Annotated in this window: 28 protein-coding genes; 8 read left to right on the top strand and 20 right to left on the bottom strand. The window is 61.8% G+C overall.

Features of this window, described 5'->3' with window-relative positions; translation table 11 throughout:
- Nucleotides 1-54: 54 nt before the first annotated feature.
- From H4V96_RS16515 to flgL, 7 genes are all read left to right on the top strand, one after another.
- Nucleotides 55-798, top strand: a complete 744-nt coding sequence (locus H4V96_RS16515; protein WP_010400782.1) for a flagellar basal body rod protein FlgF — start codon at nt 55-57, stop codon at nt 796-798.
- A 72-nt stretch (nt 799-870) separates the two neighbouring features.
- Nucleotides 871-1,653 (top strand): flagellar basal-body rod protein FlgG, encoded by a 783-nt coding sequence (gene flgG, locus H4V96_RS16510; RefSeq protein WP_010400781.1) that lies wholly within the window; start codon nt 871-873, stop codon nt 1,651-1,653.
- Nucleotides 1,654-1,703: 50 nt separating this feature from the next.
- Complete coding sequence (locus tag H4V96_RS16505; RefSeq protein ID WP_029496605.1) at nt 1,704-2,354, top strand: flagellar basal body L-ring protein FlgH; 651 nt, start codon at nt 1,704-1,706, stop codon at nt 2,352-2,354.
- A gap of 2 nt (nt 2,355-2,356) precedes the next feature.
- A complete protein-coding gene (locus tag H4V96_RS16500; RefSeq protein ID WP_196854754.1) occupies nt 2,357-3,472 on the top strand; it encodes a flagellar basal body P-ring protein FlgI in 1,116 nt (371 codons plus the stop codon).
- Nucleotides 3,473-3,482: 10 nt separating this feature from the next.
- Nucleotides 3,483-4,403, top strand: a complete 921-nt coding sequence (gene flgJ / locus H4V96_RS16495; RefSeq protein WP_280721057.1) for a flagellar assembly peptidoglycan hydrolase FlgJ — start codon at nt 3,483-3,485, stop codon at nt 4,401-4,403.
- Between the two features lie 88 nt (nt 4,404-4,491).
- Nucleotides 4,492-6,459 (top strand): flagellar hook-associated protein FlgK, encoded by a 1,968-nt coding sequence (flgK, locus tag H4V96_RS16490; RefSeq protein ID WP_196854756.1) that lies wholly within the window; start codon nt 4,492-4,494, stop codon nt 6,457-6,459.
- A 51-nt stretch (nt 6,460-6,510) separates the two neighbouring features.
- Entirely contained in the window at nt 6,511-7,752 is a 1,242-nt protein-coding gene (gene flgL / locus H4V96_RS16485) for a flagellar hook-associated protein FlgL (RefSeq protein WP_196854757.1), read from the top strand.
- Nucleotides 7,753-7,946: 194 nt separating this feature from the next.
- Here the strand turns inward: flgL and fliR are convergent, their stop codons facing one another.
- From fliR to H4V96_RS16415, 14 genes are all read right to left on the bottom strand, one after another.
- The gene (gene fliR / locus H4V96_RS16480; RefSeq protein WP_010400771.1) at nt 7,947-8,813 is read right to left on the bottom strand and encodes a flagellar biosynthetic protein FliR; all 867 of its coding nucleotides are present in this window, start codon (nt 8,811-8,813) and stop codon (nt 7,947-7,949) included.
- Between the two features lie 22 nt (nt 8,814-8,835).
- Nucleotides 8,836-9,105 (bottom strand): flagellar biosynthesis protein FliQ, encoded by a 270-nt coding sequence (fliQ, locus tag H4V96_RS16475; RefSeq protein WP_196854758.1) that lies wholly within the window; start codon nt 9,103-9,105, stop codon nt 8,836-8,838.
- A 10-nt stretch (nt 9,106-9,115) separates the two neighbouring features.
- Nucleotides 9,116-9,799, bottom strand: coding sequence for a flagellar type III secretion system pore protein FliP (gene fliP / locus H4V96_RS16470; protein ID WP_193365540.1), 684 nt, complete (start codon nt 9,797-9,799; stop codon nt 9,116-9,118).
- A gap of 82 nt (nt 9,800-9,881) precedes the next feature.
- On the bottom strand, nt 9,882-10,469 hold the full coding sequence (fliO, locus tag H4V96_RS16465) for a flagellar biosynthetic protein FliO (protein ID WP_010400767.1): 588 nt from the start codon (nt 10,467-10,469) through the stop codon (nt 9,882-9,884).
- Nucleotides 10,466-10,900 carry a flagellar motor switch protein FliN gene (gene fliN, locus H4V96_RS16460; RefSeq protein WP_010400766.1) on the bottom strand — a complete coding sequence of 145 codons (435 nt, stop codon included), beginning with the start codon at nt 10,898-10,900 and terminating at the stop codon, nt 10,466-10,468. The genes fliO and fliN overlap by 4 nt, the downstream gene beginning before the upstream one ends.
- 51 nt (nt 10,901-10,951) lie before the next feature.
- A complete protein-coding gene (fliM, locus tag H4V96_RS16455; protein ID WP_010400765.1) occupies nt 10,952-11,938 on the bottom strand; it encodes a flagellar motor switch protein FliM in 987 nt (328 codons plus the stop codon).
- A 6-nt stretch (nt 11,939-11,944) separates the two neighbouring features.
- Complete coding sequence (gene fliL / locus H4V96_RS16450) at nt 11,945-12,466, bottom strand: flagellar basal body-associated protein FliL (RefSeq protein WP_196854759.1); 522 nt, start codon at nt 12,464-12,466, stop codon at nt 11,945-11,947.
- A gap of 186 nt (nt 12,467-12,652) precedes the next feature.
- Nucleotides 12,653-13,939 (bottom strand): flagellar hook-length control protein FliK, encoded by a 1,287-nt coding sequence (locus H4V96_RS16445; RefSeq protein WP_280721056.1) that lies wholly within the window; start codon nt 13,937-13,939, stop codon nt 12,653-12,655.
- Nucleotides 13,940-13,958: 19 nt separating this feature from the next.
- A complete protein-coding gene (gene fliJ / locus H4V96_RS16440) occupies nt 13,959-14,399 on the bottom strand; it encodes a flagellar export protein FliJ (RefSeq protein WP_010400759.1) in 441 nt (146 codons plus the stop codon).
- Between the two features lie 32 nt (nt 14,400-14,431).
- Complete coding sequence (gene fliI / locus H4V96_RS16435) at nt 14,432-15,748, bottom strand: flagellar protein export ATPase FliI (protein ID WP_261980972.1); 1,317 nt, start codon at nt 15,746-15,748, stop codon at nt 14,432-14,434.
- Nucleotides 15,749-15,837: 89 nt separating this feature from the next.
- Nucleotides 15,838-16,551 carry a flagellar assembly protein FliH gene (gene fliH / locus H4V96_RS16430; protein WP_010400753.1) on the bottom strand — a complete coding sequence of 238 codons (714 nt, stop codon included), beginning with the start codon at nt 16,549-16,551 and terminating at the stop codon, nt 15,838-15,840.
- A gap of 43 nt (nt 16,552-16,594) precedes the next feature.
- Nucleotides 16,595-17,593, bottom strand: a complete 999-nt coding sequence (gene fliG, locus H4V96_RS16425) for a flagellar motor switch protein FliG (RefSeq protein ID WP_010400752.1) — start codon at nt 17,591-17,593, stop codon at nt 16,595-16,597.
- Nucleotides 17,586-19,202 carry a flagellar basal-body MS-ring/collar protein FliF gene (gene fliF, locus H4V96_RS16420; protein ID WP_280721191.1) on the bottom strand — a complete coding sequence of 539 codons (1,617 nt, stop codon included), beginning with the start codon at nt 19,200-19,202 and terminating at the stop codon, nt 17,586-17,588. Before fliF ends, fliG begins: the two co-directional genes overlap by 8 nt.
- A gap of 183 nt (nt 19,203-19,385) precedes the next feature.
- Nucleotides 19,386-19,742: a hypothetical protein gene (locus H4V96_RS16415; RefSeq protein ID WP_261980981.1), complete on the bottom strand. Its 357-nt coding sequence runs from the start codon at nt 19,740-19,742 to the stop codon at nt 19,386-19,388.
- On the opposite strand from H4V96_RS16415, the gene fliE reads away from it, so the two are divergent.
- Entirely contained in the window at nt 19,639-19,941 is a 303-nt protein-coding gene (fliE, locus tag H4V96_RS16410) for a flagellar hook-basal body complex protein FliE (RefSeq protein ID WP_010400749.1), read from the top strand. The two genes, H4V96_RS16415 and fliE, sit on opposite strands and share 104 nt — an antisense overlap.
- Before the next feature lie 72 nt (nt 19,942-20,013).
- On the opposite strand, the gene H4V96_RS16405 is transcribed toward fliE, so the two are convergent.
- The 6 genes from H4V96_RS16405 to fliD are packed head-to-tail and all read right to left on the bottom strand — an operon-like array spanning nt 20,014 to nt 25,204.
- Entirely contained in the window at nt 20,014-20,760 is a 747-nt protein-coding gene (locus H4V96_RS16405; protein ID WP_010400747.1) for a flagellar brake protein, read from the bottom strand.
- A gap of 25 nt (nt 20,761-20,785) precedes the next feature.
- Nucleotides 20,786-21,112, bottom strand: a complete 327-nt coding sequence (locus H4V96_RS16400) for an EscU/YscU/HrcU family type III secretion system export apparatus switch protein (protein WP_010400745.1) — start codon at nt 21,110-21,112, stop codon at nt 20,786-20,788.
- Entirely contained in the window at nt 21,105-22,364 is a 1,260-nt protein-coding gene (locus H4V96_RS16395; protein ID WP_196854760.1) for a flagellar hook-length control protein FliK, read from the bottom strand. Before H4V96_RS16395 ends, H4V96_RS16400 begins: the two co-directional genes overlap by 8 nt.
- 26 nt (nt 22,365-22,390) lie before the next feature.
- Complete coding sequence (locus H4V96_RS16390; RefSeq protein WP_010400742.1) at nt 22,391-22,717, bottom strand: flagellar protein FliT; 327 nt, start codon at nt 22,715-22,717, stop codon at nt 22,391-22,393.
- A 3-nt stretch (nt 22,718-22,720) separates the two neighbouring features.
- Complete coding sequence (gene fliS / locus H4V96_RS16385; protein WP_010400740.1) at nt 22,721-23,176, bottom strand: flagellar export chaperone FliS; 456 nt, start codon at nt 23,174-23,176, stop codon at nt 22,721-22,723.
- Nucleotides 23,177-23,206: 30 nt separating this feature from the next.
- Nucleotides 23,207-25,204: a flagellar filament capping protein FliD gene (gene fliD / locus H4V96_RS16380; RefSeq protein ID WP_196854761.1), complete on the bottom strand. Its 1,998-nt coding sequence runs from the start codon at nt 25,202-25,204 to the stop codon at nt 23,207-23,209.
- Nucleotides 25,205-25,293 lie beyond the last annotated feature (89 nt).

Here is a 25,293-nt window from a genome sequence, read left to right as displayed (position 1 = left end):
GGGGAGCAGTTCTTTCGGACTGCTCCCGGCTTTCGTTTTGCACGGAGAAAAAACATGGACCGTCTCATCTACACCGCCGGCTCGGGCGCCAAGCACATCCTGGACAAGCAGGCCACTACCGCGAATAATCTGGCGAACGCCACCAGCACGGGTTTCCGTGCCCAGCTCGACTCGTTTCGCGCCGTGCCCGTCGTGGCCGATGGCATGATGCCGACACGTGCTTTCGTTGTCGATTCGACCGTCGGTTCCGATTTCACGCAAGGACCCATGCAGCACACGGGCCGCGCGCTCGATGTGGCCGTGGAAAACAGCGGCTGGATCGCGGTACAGTCGACCGACGGTTCCGAAGCCTATACGCGCAATGGCGCTTTCAAGCTCAATGAAAACGGTATGCTGCAGACGCAATCGGGCCTGATGATACAGGGCGACACGGGCCCGCTGGCCGTTCCACCGGGCGTGACAGTGACTATTGCCGGCGATGGCACGGTGGGTACGATTTCCACCGACGTGCCGCCAGGGCCGTCCACGGTGCTGGGGCGCATCAAGCTGGTCAACCCGCCCGAGCAGCAACTGGTGCGCGGCGATGACGGCCTGTTCCGCTTGAAGGATGGCACGCTGGCGCAGGCCGACCAGGCCGTCAAATTGACCACGGGCGCGCTGGAGGGCAGCAATGTCAGCCCCGTCGAATCGATGGTCAGCATGATCGCTCTGGCGCGCCAGTTCGAAACCCAAATGAGCTTGTTGAAGAATGCCGAGAATAACGCGGCGAAAGCCACCCAGATCCTCGCTTTGAATTGATAGAGCCGGTCGCATAATGGTTACATAGAAATAGCTTACAGGGCTGGCAAGCGCTGTTATTGGAGAAAAAACATGATTCGTTCCCTTTGGATAGCCAAGACCGGCCTGGAAGCGCAGCAGACGCAGATGGACGTGATCGCCAATAACCTGGCCAACGTCAGCACCACCGGCTTCAAGAAGTCGCGCGCCGTGTTTGAAGACTTGCTGTATCAAAATGTGCGCCAGCCGGGCGCGCAATCGTCGCAGCAAACCCAGCTGCCTTCGGGTCTGCAGATCGGCACGGGCGTGCGCACCGTGGCTACCGAGCGCATCCATACCCAGGGCAATCCCCAGGCGTCGGGCAATTCGCGCGATGTGATGGTCAATGGCACCGGTTTCTTCCAGGTGCTGCTGCCCGATGGCGCCACCGCCTACACGCGCGACGGCTCCTTCCAGACCGATGCCAACGGCCAGCTCGTCACTTCCGAAGGCTTCGTCATCCAGCCCGCCATCACCGTGCCGACGAACGCGCTGAGCCTGACAGTGGCGCGCGACGGCACCGTCTCCGTTACCCTGCCCAATACGGTGGCGCCATCGCAGATCGGTTCGCTGCAGCTGACCACCTTCGTCAATCCGGCTGGCCTCGAATCGAAGGGTGAAAACCTGTACATGGAAACGGGCGCTTCCGGCGTGGCGCAGACCAATACCCCAGGCACGAATGGCGCGGGGGTGCTGATGCAGGGCTATATTGAAAGCTCGAATGTCAACGTGGCCGAGGAAATGGTCAACATGATCCAGACGCAGCGCGCCTACGAGATCAACAGCAAGGCCATCACCACATCCGATCAAATGCTGCAGAAATTGTCGCAACTCTAATGTTCATCGTCGTCCTGCCATCCGCCAACGGATGGCCGCGGAGGTTCCTCATGCAATACCCCATCATCGCCCTGTTGTCTGCAGTCCTGTTATCAGGCTGCGCCATTACGCCCACCTCGATCGTGCAATACCCGACCACCACGCGCGCGCCGATGCCCGAACCGGTGGTCGTCAGCAACGGTTCCATCTACCAGCCATCGACCTACCGTCCCGCCTTCGAAGATCGCCGCGCGCGCCACGTGGGCGACATCATGATCATCGCCATTACCGAGCGCACGAATGCCGTCAAGGCGGGCGCCAGTTCCGGCAACAAGTCCGGCAGCGTGGGCTTCAGCACGCCCGGCCTGGCCCAGGGCCGTCTGGGCGGCACCGTCTCGGCAAATGGCGCAACGAAATTTGCCGATGGCGACAACCAATCCGCCAGCAACACCTTTTCCGGCACGATCGGCGTGACGGTGATCGAGGTGCTGCCAAACGGCAACCTTATCGTGGCTGGCGAAAAACAGATCGCCATGAACAAGGGCACGGAATTCATCCGCTTCTCGGGCATGGTCAATCCCGACACCATCGGCATCGGCAACGTCGTGCCATCGACGCAGGTAGCCGACGCGCGCGTCGAATACCGCACCAACAGCCAGATCGACCGCGCCGAAATGGCGTCGATGGCTTCGCGCTTCTTCCTCAGCTTGCTGCCATTCTGATCATGACTACGTTTACTTTTCAGCGCGTTTTGATCGCCATCGGCCTGGCCATGTGCCTGCTGGCACCCGTGGCGCAGGCCGAGCGCCTGAAAGACTTGGCCAGCATCGCCGGCGTACGTCAGAATCAGCTGATGGGCTATGGCCTCATCGTCGGCCTCGATGGCAGCGGCGACCAGACCACGCAAACGCCGTTCACCATCCAGAGCGTGGCGGCGATGCTACAGCAGCAAGGCATTAACTTGCCGCAAGGCACGAGCTTGCAGCTGAAAAACGTGGCCGCCGTGATGGTGACGACAGCCTTGCCCGCGTTTGCCCAGCCGGGCCAGTTGCTCGACGTGACGGTGTCGTCGATGGGCAATGCAAAAAGCTTGCGCGGCGGTACTTTATTGATGACGCCTTTGAAGGGCGCCGATGGCCAGGTGTATGGCATGGCGCAGGGTAATGTACTGGTGGGTGGCGTAGGCGCGCAGGCGGCCGGCAGCTCGGTGGTCATCAATCACTTGAGCGTGGGACGCATTTCGGGCGGTGCCACCGTCGAGCGCACCGTGCCTTCGGTACTGGGCGCCAACAACACGATACGCCTGGAATTGAATGCGACCGATTTCGCTACCGCCAGCCGCGTCGTCGACGCCATCAACAGCCGCTACGGCGCCGGCACGGCTGCGGCGCTGGACGGGCGGGTGATCCAGGTGCAGTCGCCCGGTGGCAGCGACCAGCGCGTGACCTTTCTGGGCCAACTGGAAAGCATCGAAGTCAATCCGGCCCGCCTGGCCGCCAAGGTCATCATGAATGCGCGTACCGGTTCCGTGGTGATGAACCAGTCCGTGACCCTGGAAACGTGCGCCATTTCGCATGGCAACCTGTCCGTCACCGTCAATGTCGAGCCCGATGTGAGCCAGCCGGCGCCTTTGTCGGGCGGGCGCACGACGGTTACGCAGACAGCACAGATCGATATCAAGAAAGAACCGGGCAAGGTCATGCTGGTCAAGGGCGGCGCCTCGCTGGCCGAGGTGGTGAAAGCCTTGAATGCCATCGGCGCCTCGCCGCAAGACTTGCTGGCCATCCTGCAGGCGATGAAGGCGGCCGGTTCGCTGCGCGCCGAACTCGAAATCATTTGATGGGTACGCCATGATCAGCCAAACCGACCTCAGCAATACCGCCGCTTACGACGTCAAGGGCATGGATGGCTTGCGCCAGTCCGCCAAGGCGAAGGACCCAGCCGCCCTGAAAGAGGCAGCTACGCAGTTTGAAGCCATGTTCATCAACATGATGATGAAAAGCATGCGCGACGCCTCGCCGCAGGACGGCATCATGGATAGCCAGCAAAGCAAGATGTACACCTCGATGCTGGACCAGCAGACCAGCCAGAACCTGGCCAAGCGTGGCACGGGCCTGGCGGACGTGCTGATACGTCAGTTGTCGTCCTCGAACCAGGCGCTCGCTGCCGATGGCGCCGAAGCGCCGTCGCCGCGTTCGTCGAGCATGGCGCAGGCGCTGGCAGCCTTCCGCCAGCAGCAGGGCGCGCTGACCGATGGCGCGGCCAGCGCCACCGGCAAGACCTTGAGCGACAAGGCCAATGCCACGCAGGCGCCACACGTGCGCGCGTTTCAGGAAAAACTCGGCGTGCATGCGGAAGAAGCCAGCCGCGCTACCGGCATCCCGGCCAAGTTCATGCTGGGCCAGGCTGCGCTGGAGACGGGCTGGGGCAAGCGCGAAATCATCAGCCGCGACGGCAGCAGCAGCCACAACCTGTTCGGCATCAAGGCCTCAAGCGACTGGAAGGGCAAGGTCGCGGAAGCGGTCACCACGGAATATGTAAATGGCAAGGCGCAGCGCAAGGTGGAAAAATTCCGCGCCTACGACAGTTATGCGGACAGCTTCAAGGATTACGCGCAGTTAATAACCGGCAACAAGCGCTACGAAAAAGTGCTGGCCAGTGCGGGCGACGCCAGCAAGTTCGCCCAGGGCTTGCAAAAGGCTGGTTACGCGACGGACCCCAACTATGCGGCCAAATTGACAAAAATAATCAATCATTCGCTGGTCGGTTAAGGCGCGTCCCTACCCTTGTGCAGGCCGCGTGCTTCAAGTTTTTGCCGCAACTGCCGTAAATCATCTTGACGGTAAACAATAAGACACCATGACTTCGAATCTCCTCAGTATTGGTAAAAGCGGTTTGCTTGCAGCGCAGGTGGGCCTGTCGACGACCGGGCATAACATCACCAATGCAAATGTGCCCGGGTATAATCGCCAGACGGTACTGCAGCAGACTGCGCATTCGAACTATGCCGGCTACGGCTTCGTCGGCACGGGCACGGAAGTGTCGCAGATCAAGCGCCAGTACGACAGCTTCATCGCCACCCAGGTCAATGCTGCACAAAGCGCCACCAGTGCGCTCGATAGTTATCACACGCAGATCAGCCAGATCGACAACTTGCTGGCCGATCCCACGGCCGGTCTCTCGCCCGCGCTGCAGGATTTCTTCAAGGGCGTGCAGGACTTCAGCGCCAATCCGTCCTCGGTCGCTTCGCGCCAGGCCTTGCTGTCGAGCGCCGGCTCGCTCACTTCCCGTTTCCAGGGTTTGAGCGCGCGCCTGACGGAGATCGGCGACGGCGTCAATTCGCAGATCACGTCGAGTGTGACGGTGATTAATACCTATGCCAAGCAGCTCGCCGAGCTGAATCAATCGATTTCTCAGCTGTCGGTCGATGCCAGCAACCAGCCCAACGATCTGCTGGACCAGCGCGACCAGCTGATCACGGAATTGAACAAATATGTCAAGGCGACGGTGCAACCGGCAGCCAACAATACCGTGACCATTTCCATCGGCGCGGGCCAGCCGCTGGTGGTGGCTGAGCGCAGCTTTGCGCTCGCCGCCACGCCTTCGCGGACCGACCCGAACCGCATAGAGGTGGGCTACGTCACGGGCAGTACTGTCACGGTGCTGCCGGACAGCTCCCTGACCGGTGGCTCGCTGGGCGGCTTGCTGGAGTTTCGCAGCGGCACGCTGGACAATGTCGAGAACTCTCTGGGCAAGGTGGCCATCGCGCTGGCCAGCACCTTCAATGACCAGCACAAGCTGGGCCAGGACTTGAGTGGCGCCATGGGCGGCGACTTTTTCAAGATACCTGACCCCGTGATCGGTGCCGACCGTGGCAACAACGCCAGCAGCACCACCGTGCTGTCGGCCAAGGTCAGCGACGCCACCAAGCTGACAGCCAGCGATTACAGCCTGAAATACGATGGCAGCAACTACGTGGTGACGCGCGAATCGGACGGCACGCACACCATCATCAACCCGTATCCGCAAACCGCGCCGCAAACCATCGATGGCGTCGATTTCTCGATCTCGGGCGCGGCCGCGCAGGGCGATAATTACGTCATCAAGCCGACGGCAAATGGCGCGGCCGGCCTGGCTGTGCTGATCACCGACCGCAACAAGATGGCCGCCGCCTCTCCCATTGCCACCTCGGCACCGGTGGCCAATACGGGTTCAGGCAAGCTTAGTCCAGGCTCGGTCGACAAGGCCTACCTGACCCCGGGCAATGCCCTGACGGGTCCGCTGACGTTAACATATGACAAGGCGACTACCTCGCTGACGGGTTTCCCGCCGAGCCAGGCGGTGACGGTCAAGGGCTTGAATGGCAGCACCACGATCTATCCGGCCGGGACGGCGAATATCCCGTACAAGGAAGGCGATAACTTCAGCTTCGGCGGCATCAATGTCAGCATGACGGGCGCGCCGGCGCAGGGCGATAAATTTACCATTGCGCCCAACACGGGCGGCGTGGGCGACAACCGCAACGCGGTGCTGCTGGCGGGCTTGCAGACCAAGAATATCCTCGATGGCGGCAATACCACGTTCCAGGGTTCGTATGCGCAAACCGTCAGTTTCGTGGGCAACAAGACACGCGAAGTACAGGTCAGTGGCCTGGCCAGCCTGGCCTTGCTGCAGCAGACCAGCACCCAGCAGCAGGCCATTTCTGGCGTCAACCTCGACGAAGAGGCGGCCAACCTGCTGCGTTACCAGCAATCGTATCAGGCGTGCGGCAAGGTCATGCAGATCGCCAGCACCTTGTTCGATGTGGTGATCGGTCTGGGACGTTAATTAATTTTTACCGCAGCGCAGCGCGCCGCGGCTTTCAGGAAGGGCAGCATCATGCGCATCAGCACACGAATGATTTATGACCAGGGCAGCGCCCAGCTGAACAATCTGCAGGGCGCCTTGAACCGTACGCAGATGCAGCTGTCGTCGAACCGTCGCAATCTGACGCCGGCCGATGATCCGATCGCCTCGGCGCGCGCGCTGGAAGTGACGCAGTCGCAATCGATCAATACCCAGTTCGTGACGAACCGCTTGAATGCAAAGAATTTCCTGTCGCAGGAAGAGCTGGCATTGGCCAGCACCACCTCGCTGATCGCCGACGTGAAAGACCTGGTCGTGAAGGCCGGTAATACTTCTCTCAAGGATGTCGACCGCGAAACCCTGGCCAAGGAGCTGGAAGGCCGGCTGACCGACTTGTTGGGCATTGCGAACACGGCCGACGGCGCTGGCGGCTATCTGTTTTCCGGTTATAAATCCACCACCCAGCCATTCAGCCAGACGCCGACGGGCGCCACCTACGTGGGCGACCAGGGACAGCGTGAACTGCAGGTGGGATCGGCGCGCTACCTGCCGACCAGCGATTCCGGCGCCATCGTGTTCGAGAATAACCTGACCGGCAACGGCAAGTTCACCACGGCAGCGGCCACCGCCAATTTCACGCGCGGCGGCTCAGGCATCATTTCCAGCGGCACGGTGACGGATCCGTCGGCCTTGACGGGGCATAAGTATTCGATCGATTTCAACATCACGGGCACGGGCACAACCGCCGTCACCACCTATACTGTCACGGACGCCACCTTGGGCCAGACGGTGCCAAATCCCGCCGTACCCGTCGCCTACAAGTCGGGCGACACCATCACCTTCGACGGCCAGCAGCTGAACATCACGGGAAAACCGGCCGATCTGGACAGCTTTACGCTGGAGCCGAGCGCCAAGGAATCGCTGTTTACCAGCGTGAGAAACCTGATCGGCGTGCTGCGCCAGACGGCCGTCGGCGACGCGGGCCAGGCGCGCCTGACGAATGGCTTGAACGCCGCGCATAATATTCTCGACACCGCTTACGACAATGTACTGTCGGTGCGCACCGAAGTGGGCGCCCGCATGAAGGAACTCGATTATCTCGACAGCGCAGGCGAAGACCTCGACATCCAGTACGCCACCACGCTGTCCGACTTGCAAGATCTCGACATGGTCAAGGCCATCTCCAGCTTCACCCAGCAGCAAGTGACCCTGCAGGCGGCACAAAAATCGTTCAGCTCCATCTCGGGCCTGTCGCTGTTCAATTACATCAGCTAAGCGGCCAGCAGCGCGCAATGAGCGGCAAGCCGGGGCAGGCAGTGCGTCTCCCGCCCCGGCTTTTTTGCGCCCGCAAGCTGGCCATCCTTGCAAACTACGCAGGCAAGCTGTGCAGTCTACTGCATCGCTGTTGTGCTGGAGGATCGTTGAGCCACTGCCTGCTGCCCATGGCTATCTGAGCGCGGCGGCGAGCATCAGCGCGCGGGTGGCAGCGGCGACGGCGCCGGTAGCGCAGGGCGCAAGGGGTTCGGCGGCGCGGGCGGTGGCGGGCGGTCGCGCGTGGCAAAGCCGCGCGGCAGCAGGCGCGCCGTTTCTATGCCGCGCAGGAACATATTCTGGAAGGGTGTCGCCAAGTAGGGCAAGACCATGCTGATCACCAGCAAGCCCACGCCCAGGGTGACGGGGAAGCCGATGCCGAAAATGTTCAGCTGCGGCGCAGCGCGCGTCAAAATGCCCAGCGCCACGTTGGTCAGCAGCAAGGCAGCGATGACGGGCAGCGAAATCTGCAGGCCGGAACGGAAGATTTCCCCGCCCCAGGCCGCCACTTGCTGGAAGCCGCCGCTGCTGATGGGACTCGATGAAATCGGCAGGCTGATAAAACTCTCCGCCAGCGCCGCCAGCAAGACCAGGTGGCCGTTGACGGTGAGAAACATCAACGTGGCCAGCATGACGAGGAACTGGCTGATGGCCGACGAGCGGCCCTTGGTTTGCGGGTCGAAGAAGGAGGCGAAGCCCAGGCCCATGGTCAGACTGCTGAGCTCGCCGGCCATTTCGATGGCGGAAAACACGATGCGGATGGAAAAGCCCATGGCCAGGCCCACCAGCATCTCTTGCGTCAGGATCAGCAAACCGGGCAAGGACATCGGGTTGATGGCAGGCAGGGCTGGCACGGTGGGGGCGATGATCATGGCCAGCAGCGCGCCCAGGGTCACCTTCACGCTGGCCGGTACGGCAGCGTTGCCGAACAGGGGCGCGGCCGCAATCAGGCCGAGGATGCGGCTAAGCGGCCACAGCAATGCTGCGATCCAGGTATTGAGTTCGATGCTCGACAGGGTCAGCATTGCGTCTGCCGTGGCGCCATGCCTAGCCTACCAGGTTCGGAATGCCGGTAAATACCTGGCGCATGTAGTCGAGCATGACGGACAGCATCCACGGGCCCGCCGCGACGAGGGCAACAAAGATGCCGACCAGCTTGGGGATAAAGGACAGGGTCGACTCGTTGATCTGCGTAGCGGCCTGGAAAATACTCACGATCAAGCCGATGATGAGGGCGACGAGCAGCATGGGCGCAGCCACCATCAGGGTCACTTCCATCGCATGGCGGCCCAGGGTCATGACGCTTTCGGGTGTCATCGTGCCTCCCCTAGTAAAAACTCTGAGACAAGGAGCCCAGCAGCAACTGCCAGCCATCGACCAGCACGAAGAGCATCAATTTGAATGGCAGCGAAATCGTCGCTGGCGACATCATCATCATCCCCATCGACATCAGCACGCTGGCGACCACCATGTCGATGATCAAAAACGGGATGAAGATGGCAAAGCCGATCTGGAACGCGGTTTTCAGTTCACTGGTGACGAAGGCGGGCACGAGGATGCGCAGCGGCACGTCTTCCGGGCCTTGCAGCGCCGGCGAGCGCGACATCTTGGCAAACAGGGCCAAGTCGGCTTGGCGCGTCTGCTTGAGCATGAAGGTTTTCAGCGGATCGACGCCCTTGTCCATCGCTTGTTGCATGCTGATCTTGTTTTCCTGGTAGGGAAGATAGGCATCCGTATACATCTTGTCGAACACGGGACCCATGACGAACAGGGTCAAAAACAGGGCCAGCCCTACCAGCACCTGGTTGGGTGGCGCCGATTGCGTGCCGATGGCCTGGCGCAGCAAGGACAGCACGATGATGATGCGCGTAAAGCAGGTCATCATCAACAGCGCCGCCGGCAAAAAGGTGAGCGACGTCATCAGGATGAGCGTCTGCACCGGCAAGGAGTAATTTTGCCCGCCGCCCGGCGCTGGCGTGCTGTTGAAGGCCGGTATGCCCGGCTGGGCCATGGCCCACAGCGGCAAGGCCAGCGCGACGCCCGCCAGCAGCCAGGTCAAGGGAGTCTTTAGCTTGGAGCACATCATTTGCTGCTTATTTCCCATTGCGTTTTTCGATGGTCTGTTTCAGCCACTCGGAAAAATTGGCGGCGGCGGGGCCGTTTTGTGCCGCTGCCAGTTGCGGCAACTCGCCTTCCTGGCGCGCCATGGTCGCCAGCGCGTTGATGCGGCCAGGCGAGGCGCCGACGACGATCCACTGGTCGGCTACCTCGACGAGGACGATGCGTTCGCGTCCGCCCAGGTTGAGCGAACTGACGACGCGCATTTTGTTGTTGCCGCCCATGACCTTGGGGCCATAACGCTTCATGAACCAGGCCAGGCCGATCAGCAGGGCCAGCACGAAGACGAGCGCGAAGATGGTTTGCAGCAGGCTGCCCGCCGAGCTGGTCGGCGCCATCGCCATGGGCGCGCCGGCCGGCATGGCGGGCAGGGCGGCGGCAGGGGCGGGTGCCGCTGCAGCGGCGGCAGCGGGTTTTTCAGATGCAACTTCGGCAGCTGCGCTGGGCGCCGCCGTTTCGGCCGGGACCGAAGCTGGTACGGGCGCCGAAGCCGGCGCCGCCAGCGCAATGCTGCATGCCGCCATGAGCGGCAGCACGGTGGAAATGAACAGGCCAGGCTTCATTTATTCAATTTTCGAATGCGTTCGGAAGGCGTGATGATGTCGGTCAGGCGGATACCAAACTTGTCATTCACCACCACCACTTCGCCCTGGGCAATCAGGCAGCCGTTCACCAGCACGTCCATCGGTTCGCCGGCCAGGCCGTCGAGCTCGACCACGGAACCCTGCGCCAGTTGCAGCAGGTTCTTGATGGCGATCTTGGTACGCCCCAGTTCGACCGTTAGCTGCACGGGGATATCGAGGATGAAATCGATATCGTTGTGCGTTTCCGACTTCGATGGCTGCTTGGAAAAGTCCTTGAACACGGCCGCGCTGGCCGCGCTGGCCGTGCTGGCGGCCTGGTTTTGCAGCGCTTCCGCTTCGGCCTTGGCCTGTTCGGCAATGGCCGCGCCCCAATCGTCTTCCGCAGTTTGGTCGTCTTGGTTGTCAGACATGTGTTTCTCCTGTTGTACAGATACGGACCGCAACGCGGCCAGTGCAATTATTTAGTGATTGTTCATGTTGTCGGCGTTCGCCAACAACTTTTCGACCTTCAGCGCATATTGTCCATTCAACACGCCGTACGTGCAATCCATCACGGGCACGCCGTCGACGGTGGCGGCGATCAGTTCGGGAATGTTGAGGGGGATAATGTCGCCCACCTTCATGTTCAAGATTTCGTCGAACGAGACGCGCGCCGTGCCCAGCGAGGCCACCAGTTCGACTTCGGCGATCTGGATTTGCTGTGTCATCAGGCGGATCCAGCGCTTGTCCACTTCCAGCGCCTCGCCCTGCAGGCTCGAAGTGAGCGAATCGCGGATCGGTTCGATCATCGAATACGGCATGCAGAAGTGAATTTGTCCGGAAACAGAGCCTAATTCCACCGTAAACGTCGACGCCACCACCACTTCGTTCGGCGTGGCGATGTTGGCGAACTGCGTGTTCATTTCCGAGCGGATATATTCGAACTCGACGGGGAAGACCGGCTCCCACGACTTGGTGTAAGCTTCAAAAACGATGTCGAGGATGCGCAAAATGATGCGCTGCTCGGTCTGCGTAAAGTCGCGCCCTTCGACGCGCGTATGAAAACGTCCATCGCCGCCGAACAGATTGTCGACCAGCAAGAACACCAGGCCCGGATCGAAGACCATCAGGGCCGTGCCGCGCAGCGGCTTCATGTGGACCAGGTTCAAATTGGTTGGCACCACCAAGTTACGGATGAACTCGCTGTATTTCGATACGCGTACGGAACCGACCGACACTTCGGCGCTGCGGCGCAGGAAGTTGAACAGGCCCACGCGCAGCAGGCGGGCGAAACGCTCGTTGATAATTTCCAACGTTGGCATCCGGCCGCGCACGATGCGCTCCTGGGTTGCCAGGTTGTAGGTACGAACTCCCGCGACATCTTCCGGCGTCTGTGCGTCGTCCTGGTCTCCGTTGACGCCCTTCAGAAGGGCATCGACTTCTTCCTGGGAGAGGAAATTATCGGCCATGGCTGCTTATTGAATGATGAATGCGGTAAATAATACGTCCGTCACGTCTTGCTCCGGCCCTTTGCCTTCAAACGGCTGGTTCACCTGATTGATGATTTCGGCCGCCAGTTGCTGCTTGCCTTCCACGGTGTTCAGTTCGGAGGCCTTTTTGCCGGACAGCAGCAGCAGCAAGCGGCTGCGCACTTTCGGCATGTTGACCTTGATCAAGTCCATTTCTTCCGGGCTGCTGACCTGCAAGGTGAAGGCGATTTGCAGGTATTGCTCGCCATTTTCCGGCTGCAAGTTGACGGTGAAGGAGTCGATGGGCACGAAGACGGGTGGGCCCGCTTTGGAGGCTGCATGTTTCTGCTTCTTCTTGCTGGGCGCCGCTTCTTCTTCCTTATCGGCCTTGCCATGCAGGAAGTACCAGGCGGCACCGCCGCCGATACCGCCGGCCAACAGCACCGCGGCCAGCACTATGATCAGAAGCTTCTTTTTCGAGGCACCGGCGGGGGGCAGGCCTGCATCTGCTTTCGGATCTGCTTTCATTTTTGGATTTGCTTTCAATGGTACACGAGTGCATGGAAGTGGATCACGACGCCATTATGTCATTATCGGCAAATTCTGCGCAGAAGGATGCAGTGAAAAGAGGGCGGAAGCGCCCTCAACTCGCTGTTTTTATAAGAAAAGTGATGCTGTGGCGCGCGCCAGTGGCTTGCACGCGATGAATTATCCTCAGGCAAAGGTATCCACGGCACTCAGGCTGGGCCGGCTGGCCGGTGCGATGGCGATCTCGCCACCGGATACGCGCTCGCCCTGGCCTGTGCCACGGCGTTCCCCCGAGGCGGCACGCTCGCCATTGTTTTGCTGTTCCGGCGTGCCGGCCGAGACGGTGGCGCTGCCAAAGGCGATGCCCGCTTCGCTCATCATCTCGCGCAGGCGCGGCATGGCCGCTTCCAGTGCCTGGCGCACTTCGGGCTGGGCTGACATGAAGGCGGCATCGGCCTGGTCATTGGTGACCGTCAAGACCACTTGCACGGGCCCGAGATCGGGCGGATTCAGGGTCAGGGTGGCGCTCTGGTCGCCCCCGGCCGCCATCCATACGACTTTCTGTCCCAGTTGCTGGTCCCAGGCCGGCGTGCCGACCCTGCCCGTCAGCTTGTCTGCTGGCACGGCCGCAGCGGCGGCTGCCAGTGGCAGCGCGCCTGGCTGCAACTGCGCGGCCAGGCGGCTCAGGTCGGCTGGCGTTTCCTTGATGCTTGGTTCGGCCACGGCGGTGCCAGCCCTGGCGCTGGCCGCCAACTGGGCATCGATGGCCAGCTTGCCCGGCTCGGCTTTGCCGCTCAGCACGCTGCTGCCCTGTGCAGTGGCTGTCTTGCCCTGGGCCTGGCCCAAGCTGTCGGCGAAGTCGCCGCGCTCTGCTTGCGCAGTGGCGGCGCTGGCGACAGTCTTGCCGCTGCCCTGGCCGGCTGCCAGCAATCGCTCTGTTGCCAGGTTCTTGCCGTCGGCCTTGATGCTCGCGTTCGCGGGCAGTTCCGCTACTTCCTTGGCCGCCGTGGCTGCCGCTGGCGGCTCGATGGCCAATTGGATGCTGCCCACCAGGGCCAGCATCTCGGCGGCCGGATCGGCTGGCGGCACTACTGGCGCGGTGGCGGTGGCGAGCATGCTGGCCTCGGCCGTGGTGCGGTCGCCGGTGGCGGGCGCGGCCGTTTCGCTGGCCGGTGCGCACGGCAGTTCACTGTTGCCGCCCTGTTCCTTGTCCACTTGCGTTGGCTGCGTTTCCTTGGCCGGCGCCTTGGCGGGGGCTTGCGGGGCGGCAGGGTTGGCGGTCCGGGCCGCAGCTGCGGCCGGTGCTGCTGCTTGCTCCCTGTTGCGGCTGGCCTGGCGTTGTTCGATCTGCTGGTTCAAGGTGCGCTGGAAGTCGCCCGCCGTGCCGCTGGTGGGCGGCTGGCTGCGCTTGGCGGTGCCCGGCGTGGCGTTCGGCGAGACAATCTGGGAAATCGGGTTTTGCAGGGTTTGCATGATGCTGCCTCAGTGTAGCTTAGCGTTTGTAATAGGCTTGTCGCGCCGCGTGCTCATCCATTGCTTTCTGGTCGCGCTTGTTTTCCAGCTTCAGCGCCTGTTCCTGCGCCCGGTTGTTCAGGGTGGTGTACGACATGCGCTTGCGTTCGGCGTCCTGCCAGCGCTGCTTTTCATTGTCGCTGCGTGCCTGCGCGTGCTTGACTACTTGCTCTTGACCCATGATGGCGCTGTCGAGCTTGAGCATGAAGGCCTGGAAATTGCGGTAGGCCATGGGCGTCATGCCGTTGCTCATGCTCGCCTCGAAGCGCTTGGCATAGTCATCGCGGTAGCCGGACAGCATATCGAGCTTCTGGCGGCAATCGTCGAGCGCCTTCAGGGCCGCGCCCAGGCGCTTGGCGCAATCATCCGTTTCGCGCTGGGCAAGGTCAATCAGGGTTGCAAGTTGGGAAGGAGAGGCCATGCCCGATTATATTCCCGCCATGCAAGCGCTCATCAGTCGAATAGAGCGGTAAGTTGCCCCAAGCTCTCGTCCATGCTGACCCGCTCCGTGATTTGCTGTTGTAAAAATGCCTCGATCTTTTCATGCAGGGCGATGGCCTGGTCCAGCACCGGGTCGGTGCCGGCGCTGTAGGCACCCACGCTGATCAGGTCGCGGCTGCGTTCATAGCGCGAATACAGCTGTTTCAGCTTGCGCGCCTGCTGCTGGTGTGCAGGCGTGGTGATCGAGTGGGCAGCGCGCGAAATCGATTGCTCGATGTCAATGGCGGGATAATGGCCCGCCTCGGCCAGGCGCCGGTTCAGCACGATGTGGCCATCGAGAATCGCGCGCGCGGAGTCGGCGATCGGGTCTTGCTGGTCGTCGCCCTCGGTCAGCACGGTGTAGAAGGCCGTGATCGAGCCGCCGCCTTCCTCGCCATTGCCGGCCCGTTCCACCAGCACGGGCAGCTTGGCGAAGACGGACGGCGGATAACCTTTGGTGGCAGGCGGCTCGCCGATGGCCAGGGCGATTTCGCGCTGTGCCATGGCGTAGCGGGTCAGCGAATCCATGATCAATAATACATTTTGCCCCTGGTCGCGGAAGTACTCGGCAATGGCCGTCGCATACGCGGCGCCCTGCAAGCGCATCAGCGGCGGCGTGTCGGCCGGTGCCGCCACGACGACGGAGCGGGCCAGGCCTTCGGCGCCGAGGATTTGCTCGATGAATTCCTTCACTTCGCGGCCCCGTTCGCCGATCAGGCCGACGACGATCACGTCCGCTTCCGTGTAGCGGGCCATCATGCCCAGCAGCACGCTCTTGCCCACGCCGGAACCGGCGAACAAGCCCATGCGCTGGCCACGGCCCACGGTCAGCATGGCATTGATCGAGCGTACGCCCACATCGAGCGTATCGACGATGGGCGCGCGGCCCAGGGGATTGGCGGGGCGTACATTGATGGGGGCGCTGTCGGTCGTGTGCAGCGGACCCAGTTGGTCGAGCGGGCGGCCCGCGCCGTCGAGCACGCGGCCCAGCAGTTGCGGCCCGACGGGCAGGTGACGCGCACGGTCGCTGGGGCGCCGGCGCGGATGCGCCACGCTGCCGGGGCGGGGAATGGCCGGTTCGACGGAAAACACGCGCGTGCCGGGCACGATGCCTTCGACGTCGCTTTGCGGCATCAGGAACAGGCGCTCGCCTTCAAAGCCGACCACTTCCGCCTCGACTCGCCCGCCATTGGGCAGCGGCACGGTGCAGGCGGCGCCGACGGCCAGGCGCAGGCCCACCGCTTCCATCACCAGGCCAGCCACGCGCGTGACCCGGCCCGATATTTGCATCGGTTCCACAAAGCCGAGCACGGCCGAACAGTCGCTCAGGTAGGCGCGCCAGCGCGCCGCATGGGCTTGCGTGCCTTTGACGCAATCGTTCACGGCGCCAGCCAGTCCAGGTCTTTGGCCAGCGCATGCGTCAGGCGCTGCCAGCGGGTGGCGTTTTGCGCATCAATCTGGTTGCTGGCCGTGTCGATCTTGCAACCGCCGCGTTCCACGCTCGGGTCTTCGATGACGCGCCAGCCGCTCTTGTCGAGCTCGTCGCCGATGCCGTCGCGTACCACTTGCGCATCGTCGGGATGGAGTATCAGCAAGGCCGGTTGTTGTAGCACAGGCAAGTATTCGATGGCCTCGCGCACCAGCGGCAGCATCAGTTCCGGGCGCACGGGCAAGGCGGCCTTGAGCATGCTCTTGGCCAACTGCAAGGCCAGTTCCATGACTTCGTTGGCGATCAGTTCATCGGCTTGGTGCACGGCCGTGCCGAAGTCGACGGCGATGCTTTGCAGATGCGCCAGTTCCACGTCCGAGGCCGCCTTGCCTTCGGTATACGATTGCGCATGGCCATCGGCATGGCCGGCCGCGTGGCCTTCTGCATAGCCGGCGGCGCGGCCCTCATCGTAGGCCGTGGCGCGCGCTTCTTCGCGGATGGCGTCGATTTCTTCTTGCGTCGGATAGGCGAGCGGCGGCCCCGGCTCTTCTTGCTCCAGCTCGCCGTAGGGATCCGTTTCCGGGTCGAATTGCCGTTCCGGCTCGGGTTCGAGCAGCTTGCGCGCCGCCACCACGCTGGGACGCTCGTCGCCAAACGAGGTCATTTCCCAGCGCTGGTAAGCAGTTTGTTGCTCTTTGGGGATTAAATTAGACAAACGAATCCTCGCCTTTTCCACCCAGTACTATCTGCCCTTCGTCCGCCAGGCGGCGCACGATTTGCAGAATCTGTTTCTGTTGCGATTCCACTTCTGACAAGCGCACGGGGCCTTTCGACTCCAGGTCTTCGCGCATCATCTCGCCGGCGCGCTGCGACATGTTCCTGAAGATCTTGTCGCGTAGCTCTTGCGAGGCGCCTTTCAGGGCGATGATCAGCATTTCCGACTGCACTTCGCGCAGCAGCAATTGAATGCCGCGGTCGTCGATATCGATCACGTTGTCGAAGACGAACATTTCGTCCATGATCTTTTGCGCCATGTCGTTATCGTAGTTTTTGATATTGTCCATGACGGAGCCTTCCTGCTCGCCGCTCATGAAGTTCAAAATCTCGGCCGCCGCGCGCACGCCGCCGAGCGACGATTTCTTGATGTTTTCGTTACCCGACAGCAGTTTCGTCAGCACATCGTTGAGTTCGCGCAAGGCGGCCGGCTGTACGCCGTCCAGGGTGGCGATGCGCAGCACCACGTCGTTGCGCAGGCGATCCGTGAAATGGCCGAGGATTTCGCACGCCTGATCGCGCTCCAGGTGGACCAGGATGGTGGCGATGATCTGCGGGTGCTCGTTGCGGATCAGCTCGGACACGGATTGTGAATCCATCCACTTCAGCGATTCGATGCCGGACGCATCCTTGCCGCCCAGGATGCGCGATAGCAGCACGGATGCCTTGTCGTCGCCCAGCGCCTTGGTCAGCACCTGGCGGATGTATTCGTCCGAATCGAGGCCGACCGTGGAATTGAGCTCCGTTTGCGCGCGGAAGTCGCCCAGCACTTCGACCACCTGTTCGTGGGCGATGCCCTTCATGGTGGCCATGGCGGCGCCCAGTTTCAGCACTTCGCGCGGGCCGAGAAACTTCATGACCTCGGCCGCTTCGCTCTCGCCCAGTGCCAGCATCAGGATCGATGCTTTTTGCAGTCCCGTTGTTTCAGTCATTATTGCCTATCCATGCTTTGATTACGTTGGCCACCACGCGTGGGTCTTCTTGTGCCAGTTTCCTCGCCATCGCCAGGTTTTCGCGATAACCGCGTGCCGTGTCTGCTTCCAGCTCTTCGAGCTCGGCTTCGCTGAGCAGGACTTCGTTTTCTTCGTCTTCCTTGCTCACTTCCGGCTCGATGACGGGCGGTGGCGCGCCGAAATCGTCGATCTTGCGCATCACCGGGCGCAGCATCGGGCGCACGATCTTGATGAAGATATACAGCAAAATGAGGGCCGTGATGAGAAATTTCGCCAGTTCCTTCGCCAGCGGCAGGTTGGCCGTATCGCGCCACCACTCCGGCTTGCCTTCCGGCGCGCGATCGATGCCGTCGAAGGGCGAGTTGGCCACGCTGAAGCTGTCGCCGCGCTCCTTGTTGTAGCCCATCGCTTCCTTGACCAGATTATTGATCTGCAGCATTTCGGCAGGCGAAATCGGCTTCACCGTGACCTTGCCATCCTTGTCGAAGCTGCGGCGGTAGTTGACGACGACGGCGACCGACAGGCGGCGCAAGCCGCCCATGGATTTCTGCTCGTAGCGCACGGTCTTGTCAACTTCGTAATTTGTCGTTGATTCTTTCTGGGTCGGTGCCGTCGGCGCGCCAGCCGCAGCGCCTGGCGCTTCGGCGCTCAATGGTGCCGTGGCCACGCCCGGCGGCTGGTTCGACAAGGCACCCGGCACGCCGGACGGGTTGGCATTGCCGGCGCCCGTCGATTCGCTCGTTTGCTGGCTGCGGATGGTGGACGCTTCCGGCGGTGAATTGGGCTTGTAGGTTTCGGCCGCCTGCTCGCTTTGCGAGAAGTCCACGTCGGCCGTCGCTTCGGCGCGTACATTGCCTTCGCCGACGATGGGCAGCAAAATCGATTCGACTTGCTTGATCACGCTTTGTTGCAATTGCTGTACGTACTTTAGCTGGTTCGGGTCCAGGCTCTTGATGCCATTGGCGCGGTCCTTGTCTTTTTCCTGGTTCGACAGCAGCGTGCCGGCCTGGTCGACCACGGTGACGTTGACGGGCAACAGTTCCGGCACGCTCGACGCCACCAGGTGCACGATGGCGCTGACCTGCAATTGGTCAAGGCCGCGCCCCGGATGCAGGTTCAGCAGCACGGAGGCGGTCGGTTTTTGCTGGTCGCGCACGAAGACGGACGGTTTGGGCAGGGCCAGGTGGACTCTGGCCGTATCGACGGCGGACACCGATTCGATCGACTTTGCCAGTTCGCCTTCCAGCGCACGCTGGAAATTGACCTGTTCCAGGAATTGCGACACGCCCAGCTTCTGGTTTTCCATCAGTTCGAAGCCCACGTTGCCGCCTTTCGGCAAGCCTTGCGCGGCCAGTTTCAGGCGCGCGTCGTGGACTTGTTCGGACGGCACGAGAATGGCGCCGCCGCCTTCGGAAAACTTGTGCTTGATGCCCAGTTGGTCCAGCGACGCGGTGATGGCGCCGCCGTCGCGGTCCGTGTAGTTGGAAAACAGGACCTTGTACTCGGGCGGCTGGTTCCACATGTACAGCGCCACGCCGATGGCAATCAGTGCCGCCACGCCCAGGCCGCGCAGAAAATTCTTGCCCATCGGCGTCTTGGCGAAGGCTTGCACGGATTCCACGGGCGAGCGGGCAGGCGCCGGTTCCGGCGGTATGCGGTTCACATCGATTTCTTCGGCTACAGCCATGATTGCCTTCCAGGGCGCGTGGTTTGACGGATATTGGGTGATGCGCGGGGTCCGCTTCCTCGTGAGGAGGGGCGATAGGCAGAATTATCCGCCACTGTCACGCGCTTCAATCGTCCAAACAGAAGGCGCTTTTGCCGCCTGCTCGGCCGAGCGGCTGGTGTTGGCGCTGGTATTGTGGAACCCTGGCAACATGTGACGGAAGTTATTGTACCCGTCGTTGCCTTGCAAGCCAGAGTTTTGTTCTCTGGGTGCAACAGGCAAGGAACAGTTATGCAGCAGACCAGAATCGGGAGGCAAAGTGAAAACAGGCGGTATCGATAGCAGCAGGATCGAGGCGATGATCGCGCAACTGAAGTCGGCAGCCACGCGGCCGGAGGCAAAAATACCGGCGATCCAGACCGAGGCGCCGGCGGCGAAGGTGAACTTTGCCGATGCCTTCAAGAGCGCGCTCGATTCCGTCAGCGGTGCGCAGCAAGCGTCGTCGGCGCTGGGTCGGCGCTTTACCATGGGCGACGAAAAGGTCAGCCTGTCGGACGTGATGGTGTCGATGCAAAAATCGAGCATCGAATTCCAGGCCACGGTGCAGGTGAGGAATAAACTGGTTTCTGCGTATCACGAGATCATGAATATGCAGGTTTAAGTCATGACAACCCCAAGTGCAAGGTCCGGGGTCGAACCCTCAGGGTTCGACCCCAGTCTTCGTTTTGGGTTATTAACCTAACCCCGCCATGCGCGCATTGCGCTCGCGTTCGAGCCGCGTGATATAGCGTTGCACGTGCGCCAGCATGCTGCGCGGCAGGTCGACGAACTGGCAGCCCAGGCGACGGTTCAGCTTATTGTTGAGCAGAGTCATGTCCAGCGAATTGCGAATTTGCAAGGTGGCGGTGACCATGCCGACCTCGGGCAAGTCGATGCGGCAGCCCGGATAATCGCGGCCGATGGTCTCGCCCATGATCAATTTATTGTCCAGGATGGCGATACCGCCGCAACTGATGTCGGCCAGTGGAAACAGGGTGTTGGCGCCGCCCAGCGAGGGTGGCAGGGGAATCGAGACGCGCACGGGATTGCTCACGGGCGTGCTCATGCGGTAATACTCGCGCCGCTGCAAGCGGATCAGTGTTTCTGGAATGGCAATTTTCAAGGCGGGCGTGCCGCCATAATTGCACTCTTGTACCATGGGGCTGGCAAACAGGATGCGGATCTTGTCGAGCGACGTTTCAAACGAGATGCCGGTAGCGACCACCATGCGACGGTTTTGGTCGGCATTCACGGAACGGTCGAGGATGACGATATTGCGTTCGGCATCGACTTCCAGGATAGAGGTGACGCACACATCGGATTCACCGTGGATCAGCATACGGATCAGCTGGTTCTTTTCGCTGATGCTGCGCAGCAAGGAGATGATTTCCCGTCGCGACTCGACTTCAAAGTCATGCCAGTTTTCGAGGCCGGAATCCATAATATGTGCTTGCATTGATGCCTGTCTATGTATCGGTGAGGTTGACGCTGGTGTCGGGCGGCGGCGGGATCGGTCCGCCATTCGCAGATTCAATATAATATAACCATGCCAGCAGTTCCGCAATCGCCCGATACAGGCCCGGTGGAATCTGACGGTCGAGGTCGACATCCATCAGCAGCGCTACCAATTCCTTTGATTCATGCACGAAGACGCCGTGTTCGCGCGCCGTGCTGATGATCTTGTCGGCGACCAGGCCACTGCCCTTGGCCACCACCTTGGGTGCCGGCGTGCCGCTCTGGTAGGCGAGGGCGACGGCCGTCTGCGGCACCTTGCGCTTGGTATCGTCAGGCATCGCCTGCTCCTGCTCCTGCTGCTATTGGTATTGCTGCTGTCTCCGTTGCCATTTCTGCGGCCATCTGCGCTGGCACCGCTGCTGGCGCGTCGGCCGCCGCCGGCTTGCTGGCGATGCTGAGGGAGGACAGGGGCCAGCCGGCGGCCGCCAGCGACGCTTCCAGCCGCGCCGCATGCTGGCGCAAGGTGTCGGCGCTGCCTTCGCTGCCCGCTTGCAACTCGATGTGCACGCGCCCGCCCTGCAAGAGCACGTGCGCGGCCAAGTCGCCCAGCAGGGCGAACTGGAAGCGCACATTGCTGCGCCAGGCGGTCGCTTCCTCGTCGCCGTTGCGGCTCGCGTGCTGTCCGCCTTGTGGCGCATCCTGGCTGATATCCCACTGCATCTTCTGGCCTGGCCAGGCTTCGCCTTGCCATTGCACGCGCGCCTGTTCGTGCGTGTGCAGCTGTAAATTGATCAGCTGCGCCGAGGCCAGGTCGGTGCCCGTCCTGGGCGTCTCGCCCGGCGCCGCCTTTTGCATTTGCGGTTCCAGCAGCAGCGAAGCGAGCGGGCGCTTGCCTTCGGCCCATTCGGCCACGTGCGATTCATAGAACAAGCCGCTGCTGCCGACCGTGTCGCGCAGCTTTTGCGCCACCTGGGCCGGATCGGCCCCCGGCCTAGCCATCAGCGGCGTCTTGCCGAGCAGCGCCAGCGGTGCGCCGGGTACGCTTTCGGCCTGGCTGAGCACGCTGCTGATAGCGCGCGCAGTGGTGCTCAGCTCTGGTGCTGGCGTGTCGCCGGCCAGGGCGGGCAGCAAGTTCGCTGGTGTCAGCGGTGCGCGGCTGAGCAGGGTGGCGGCCGTGCTGCTGGCGCGCGTGCCCGCTTCGGCCGCACCGGCCTGGGGGCCGCGCGCTTCAAGGGCGGCGGGTTCTGCTTCGGCGTCGGCATACGTCAGCAGGGCGCTGGCGGGCTGGTCGCGATTATTGCCTATCTGAAACGAGGGACGGGGATTGATGCCGATCAAGGTCAGCGGAACGTCGGTGCCCGGCTGGGCGCCGGCGGGCAGCTGCATGCGGGCCGGCGTGCCTGCCACGCGTACCAGGTAGTTGCCATCGCCCATGCGGGCCAGCACCTGGCCTTGCATGGATTTGCCGATCAGGCCCTGCAGCGAACGCTGGAACTCGGCCTGGCGCGGGTCGCCGACGCTGTCGGCCGGGCGCGTGCCCTTGACCGCAGTGAGGGGCGTCATGCCGATGGCATCCATCTTCGGCAACATGATATAAGACCTTGCCCCGTGGGCGTTTAGACGCCGTAGGCGTTGGCCAGGCGCCTTTCGGTGCCCGTGCTGTTGATCAGATTAGACAATTGCGCCATCCACGGCATGGTCAGGTCGCGGATCTTGCGGTCGTCTTCCAGGATCTGCTTGATCAGGGCGACCTTGCGCTGGCGGCCGGCGCTTTCCAGCACGACCTTTTCTTCATTCGCTTTCAGTGTTGCCACATGCGCGCTCACTTGCTGCTCCAGCGCATCAAGGGCGTCCCAGTCGGCGTTGCTGGCGGCGGTGACCATCTGACCCGTCAGCGACTGCATGGTTTCGTAGGTGCTCAGGACTTCTTGATTCGTCATCATGGATCAGGCGCTCGCATAGTTGGAGATGCGGGTAACAGATGCATCGCTAGCGGCAATATTGATGCCGGAAGGCGTGCCTATGGCGTTCCAGGTGTCGCGCAGTTCGGTCAAAAGGCGTTGTACCTCATCGAGGATGCTTAAGTCATTTTTCAGGTTCGCCGTCAGCAATCGCGCGCCCATGTATTCATACAGCGCATCGAGGTTTTCGGCGATCTCGCCGCCCGCATTCTTGTCCAGGCTGGCGCGCAGTCCTTGGTCGATCAGCTGCATAGCGCGTGAAATGGACTTGCCCTTTTCAGGGATATTGCCTGCTTTCATGTGCATCTGCGCGCTCAGCACGGCTACCAGCGCGCCGTCGTACAGCATGGCGATCAGCTTGTGCGGGGACGCGGCACCTATGCCTGTTTCCAGGCCAACCTTGGCGTAGGATTGCGCGCCTTTGTTTGATGATCCAAACATTTGTTTTCCTCTAGTGGATATTGATTAGCTCTAAGACAGCTTCGCCAGTTGCTGAGTCAAATAATTGGTGGTGCTGTTCATCGAACTGAGCTTCACGTCGAGCGAACTGTATTGCTTGCGCAGCCTCGCTTCGGTCAGGGTCAGGCGGCTATTGAGCGCACTGCGCTGCTTGGTGATATCGGAAATGCTCTTGTTCAAGCCATCATTCTTGTTTTGAATCAGGCCCGACGTGCCCAGGTAACTGTCGGTAGTGCTGGCAAACAGCGCGCTGACGCCTTTCGAAATGTTCACCGTGCCCCGGCTGCCCAGTTGGCCGCCGTTGACCAGCACCGCAATGCCGGCGCTGCCGGAGCCTGGCGAACCGGTCAGGGTCTGGCCGCTGCCGACGGCCACGGCGCCGTCGATGGTGCCCGCTACGTCCACGCCGGTGGTCATGGTCGGGCTGCCAAACAGTCCATCGGCGCCGTTGCCGGTAATTTCCAGCTTCGACGCGGTACCATATTTGTTCGAGGTAATACTGATGATGCCGTTTTCCTGCTTGACCGTCACGCCGACAGTTTTGTCGGTGCTGCCGGAGGCGCCATTGATCAGCGACTGCAGATGGCTGACCAGGCTCTCCGCCGTGTAGGCGCCCGGCACCAGCGTGGCCTTGCTGCTGACGCCATTGATCGTCATCGAGAGGTTGTCGTTGACGCCGGCGATGATGTTCAGGCCCGCTGGCGCGCTGCCCACCAGGGTGCCTTGCGTGGCCAGCTTGGAAATCGAGATGGGCTTGGTGCCAACCGTCGAGTTACTGGTCGAGCTGACGAAGCTGACCAGGCTGTCGGTGGTCGAACCGGAGGTGGCCAGCAGCTTGATGACGTCTTCCGAATTCTTGTCGATGGCCGTTTGCAGCTTGCCCGTATCGAGCTTGAGTGTGCCATCCTTTTGGAAGGCGACGCCCAACTGGCTCAGGCTTGTCACGCTGCCTGACAAGCCAGGCACGTTGCTGGCAAACATCTTGCGCAAGCCCGCCTGCAAGCTCAGCGCGGTCGAGTCGCCCACCAGCGGGCCGCCCGTGCGCGCCGCACCCTGCTTCTGGTCCGGCGTGACGGCCGTCAGGCCGGTGATGGTCGTATTGAGCTCATTGTAGGCCTTGACGAAATTGTTCAAGGCCGTCTTGATGCCGGAGGTGTCCGTGCTGATGCCGACATTGCTGGTGCCGATCTTCAGCACCGACATCGTGACACCCGGCACGGCGTTGTCGACGCTATTGGTCTGGCTGGTGATGGCTACGCCATTGACGGTCAGTTTGGCATTTTGGCCAGCATTGCTTTGCTTCATGTTCTGCGTACCGTTCGGCGCGTAGGACAATAAATCGCTCAAGTCTTGGTCGCCAGCGACGGAAACGCGCATGCTCGACGTTTCGCCGCTCTTGTCCGAGGTCAGCACCAGGCGGTTCGGCGTGCTGCTACCGTCGGAAATAATGCTGGCGGTCACGCCGACGCCAGCCTTGTTGATGGCGTCGCGGATGCCTTGCAGCGAGTTGTTGCTGCCGTCGATGGTGACGGTGCGCGCCGTGCGCGTCGCATCGAGATCGAAAGTGGCCCCCGTATACTTGCCGTCGGCCAGGGTGCCGCCCGTGACGCTGCCGAAGTCAAAAGTGAGCACGGTGCTGGCGCCAGAGCCGATCAGCGCGCTGGTGCTGACTTGTCCGGCGGCGCTGACGGTTTGCGCCTGTGCCAGTTGGCTCACATTGACACTGTAGTTACCCTTGACGGTATCCTTGCCCGCCGTGGCGGTCAGGATGGTGATGTCGGAAGAGCTGGCATTGGCCACTTTGTATTTCGAGGAGTCGGCCAGGGCGGTGACGGTGGTCTGGAATGCGCCGACGGCGCCGCTCAGGGTGCCATAGGCCGATAATTGGGTGGTGATGGCCTTCTCTTTGTTCTGCATGGCGACAAAGGGGCGGCTCTCCACGGCCATCAGTTGACTGACCAGGCCATTTACATCAAGGACACCACCAGTACTGAGGGATGAAACAGCCACAATGACCTCCTAGGGAATGCATGAATATAACCAGTTAACGGCACATTTCATCCGTACTTTAGAGGGGTATTTGGCCGCCTGTTTGCCCT

This window comes from Janthinobacterium sp. CG_23.4 (genome assembly GCF_029892305.1).
GTDB lineage: Bacteria > Pseudomonadota > Gammaproteobacteria > Burkholderiales > Burkholderiaceae_D > Janthinobacterium > Janthinobacterium lividum_D.
Note: the sequence above shows the minus strand (reverse complement) of the source record. Positions and strands in the feature narration are given on the sequence as shown.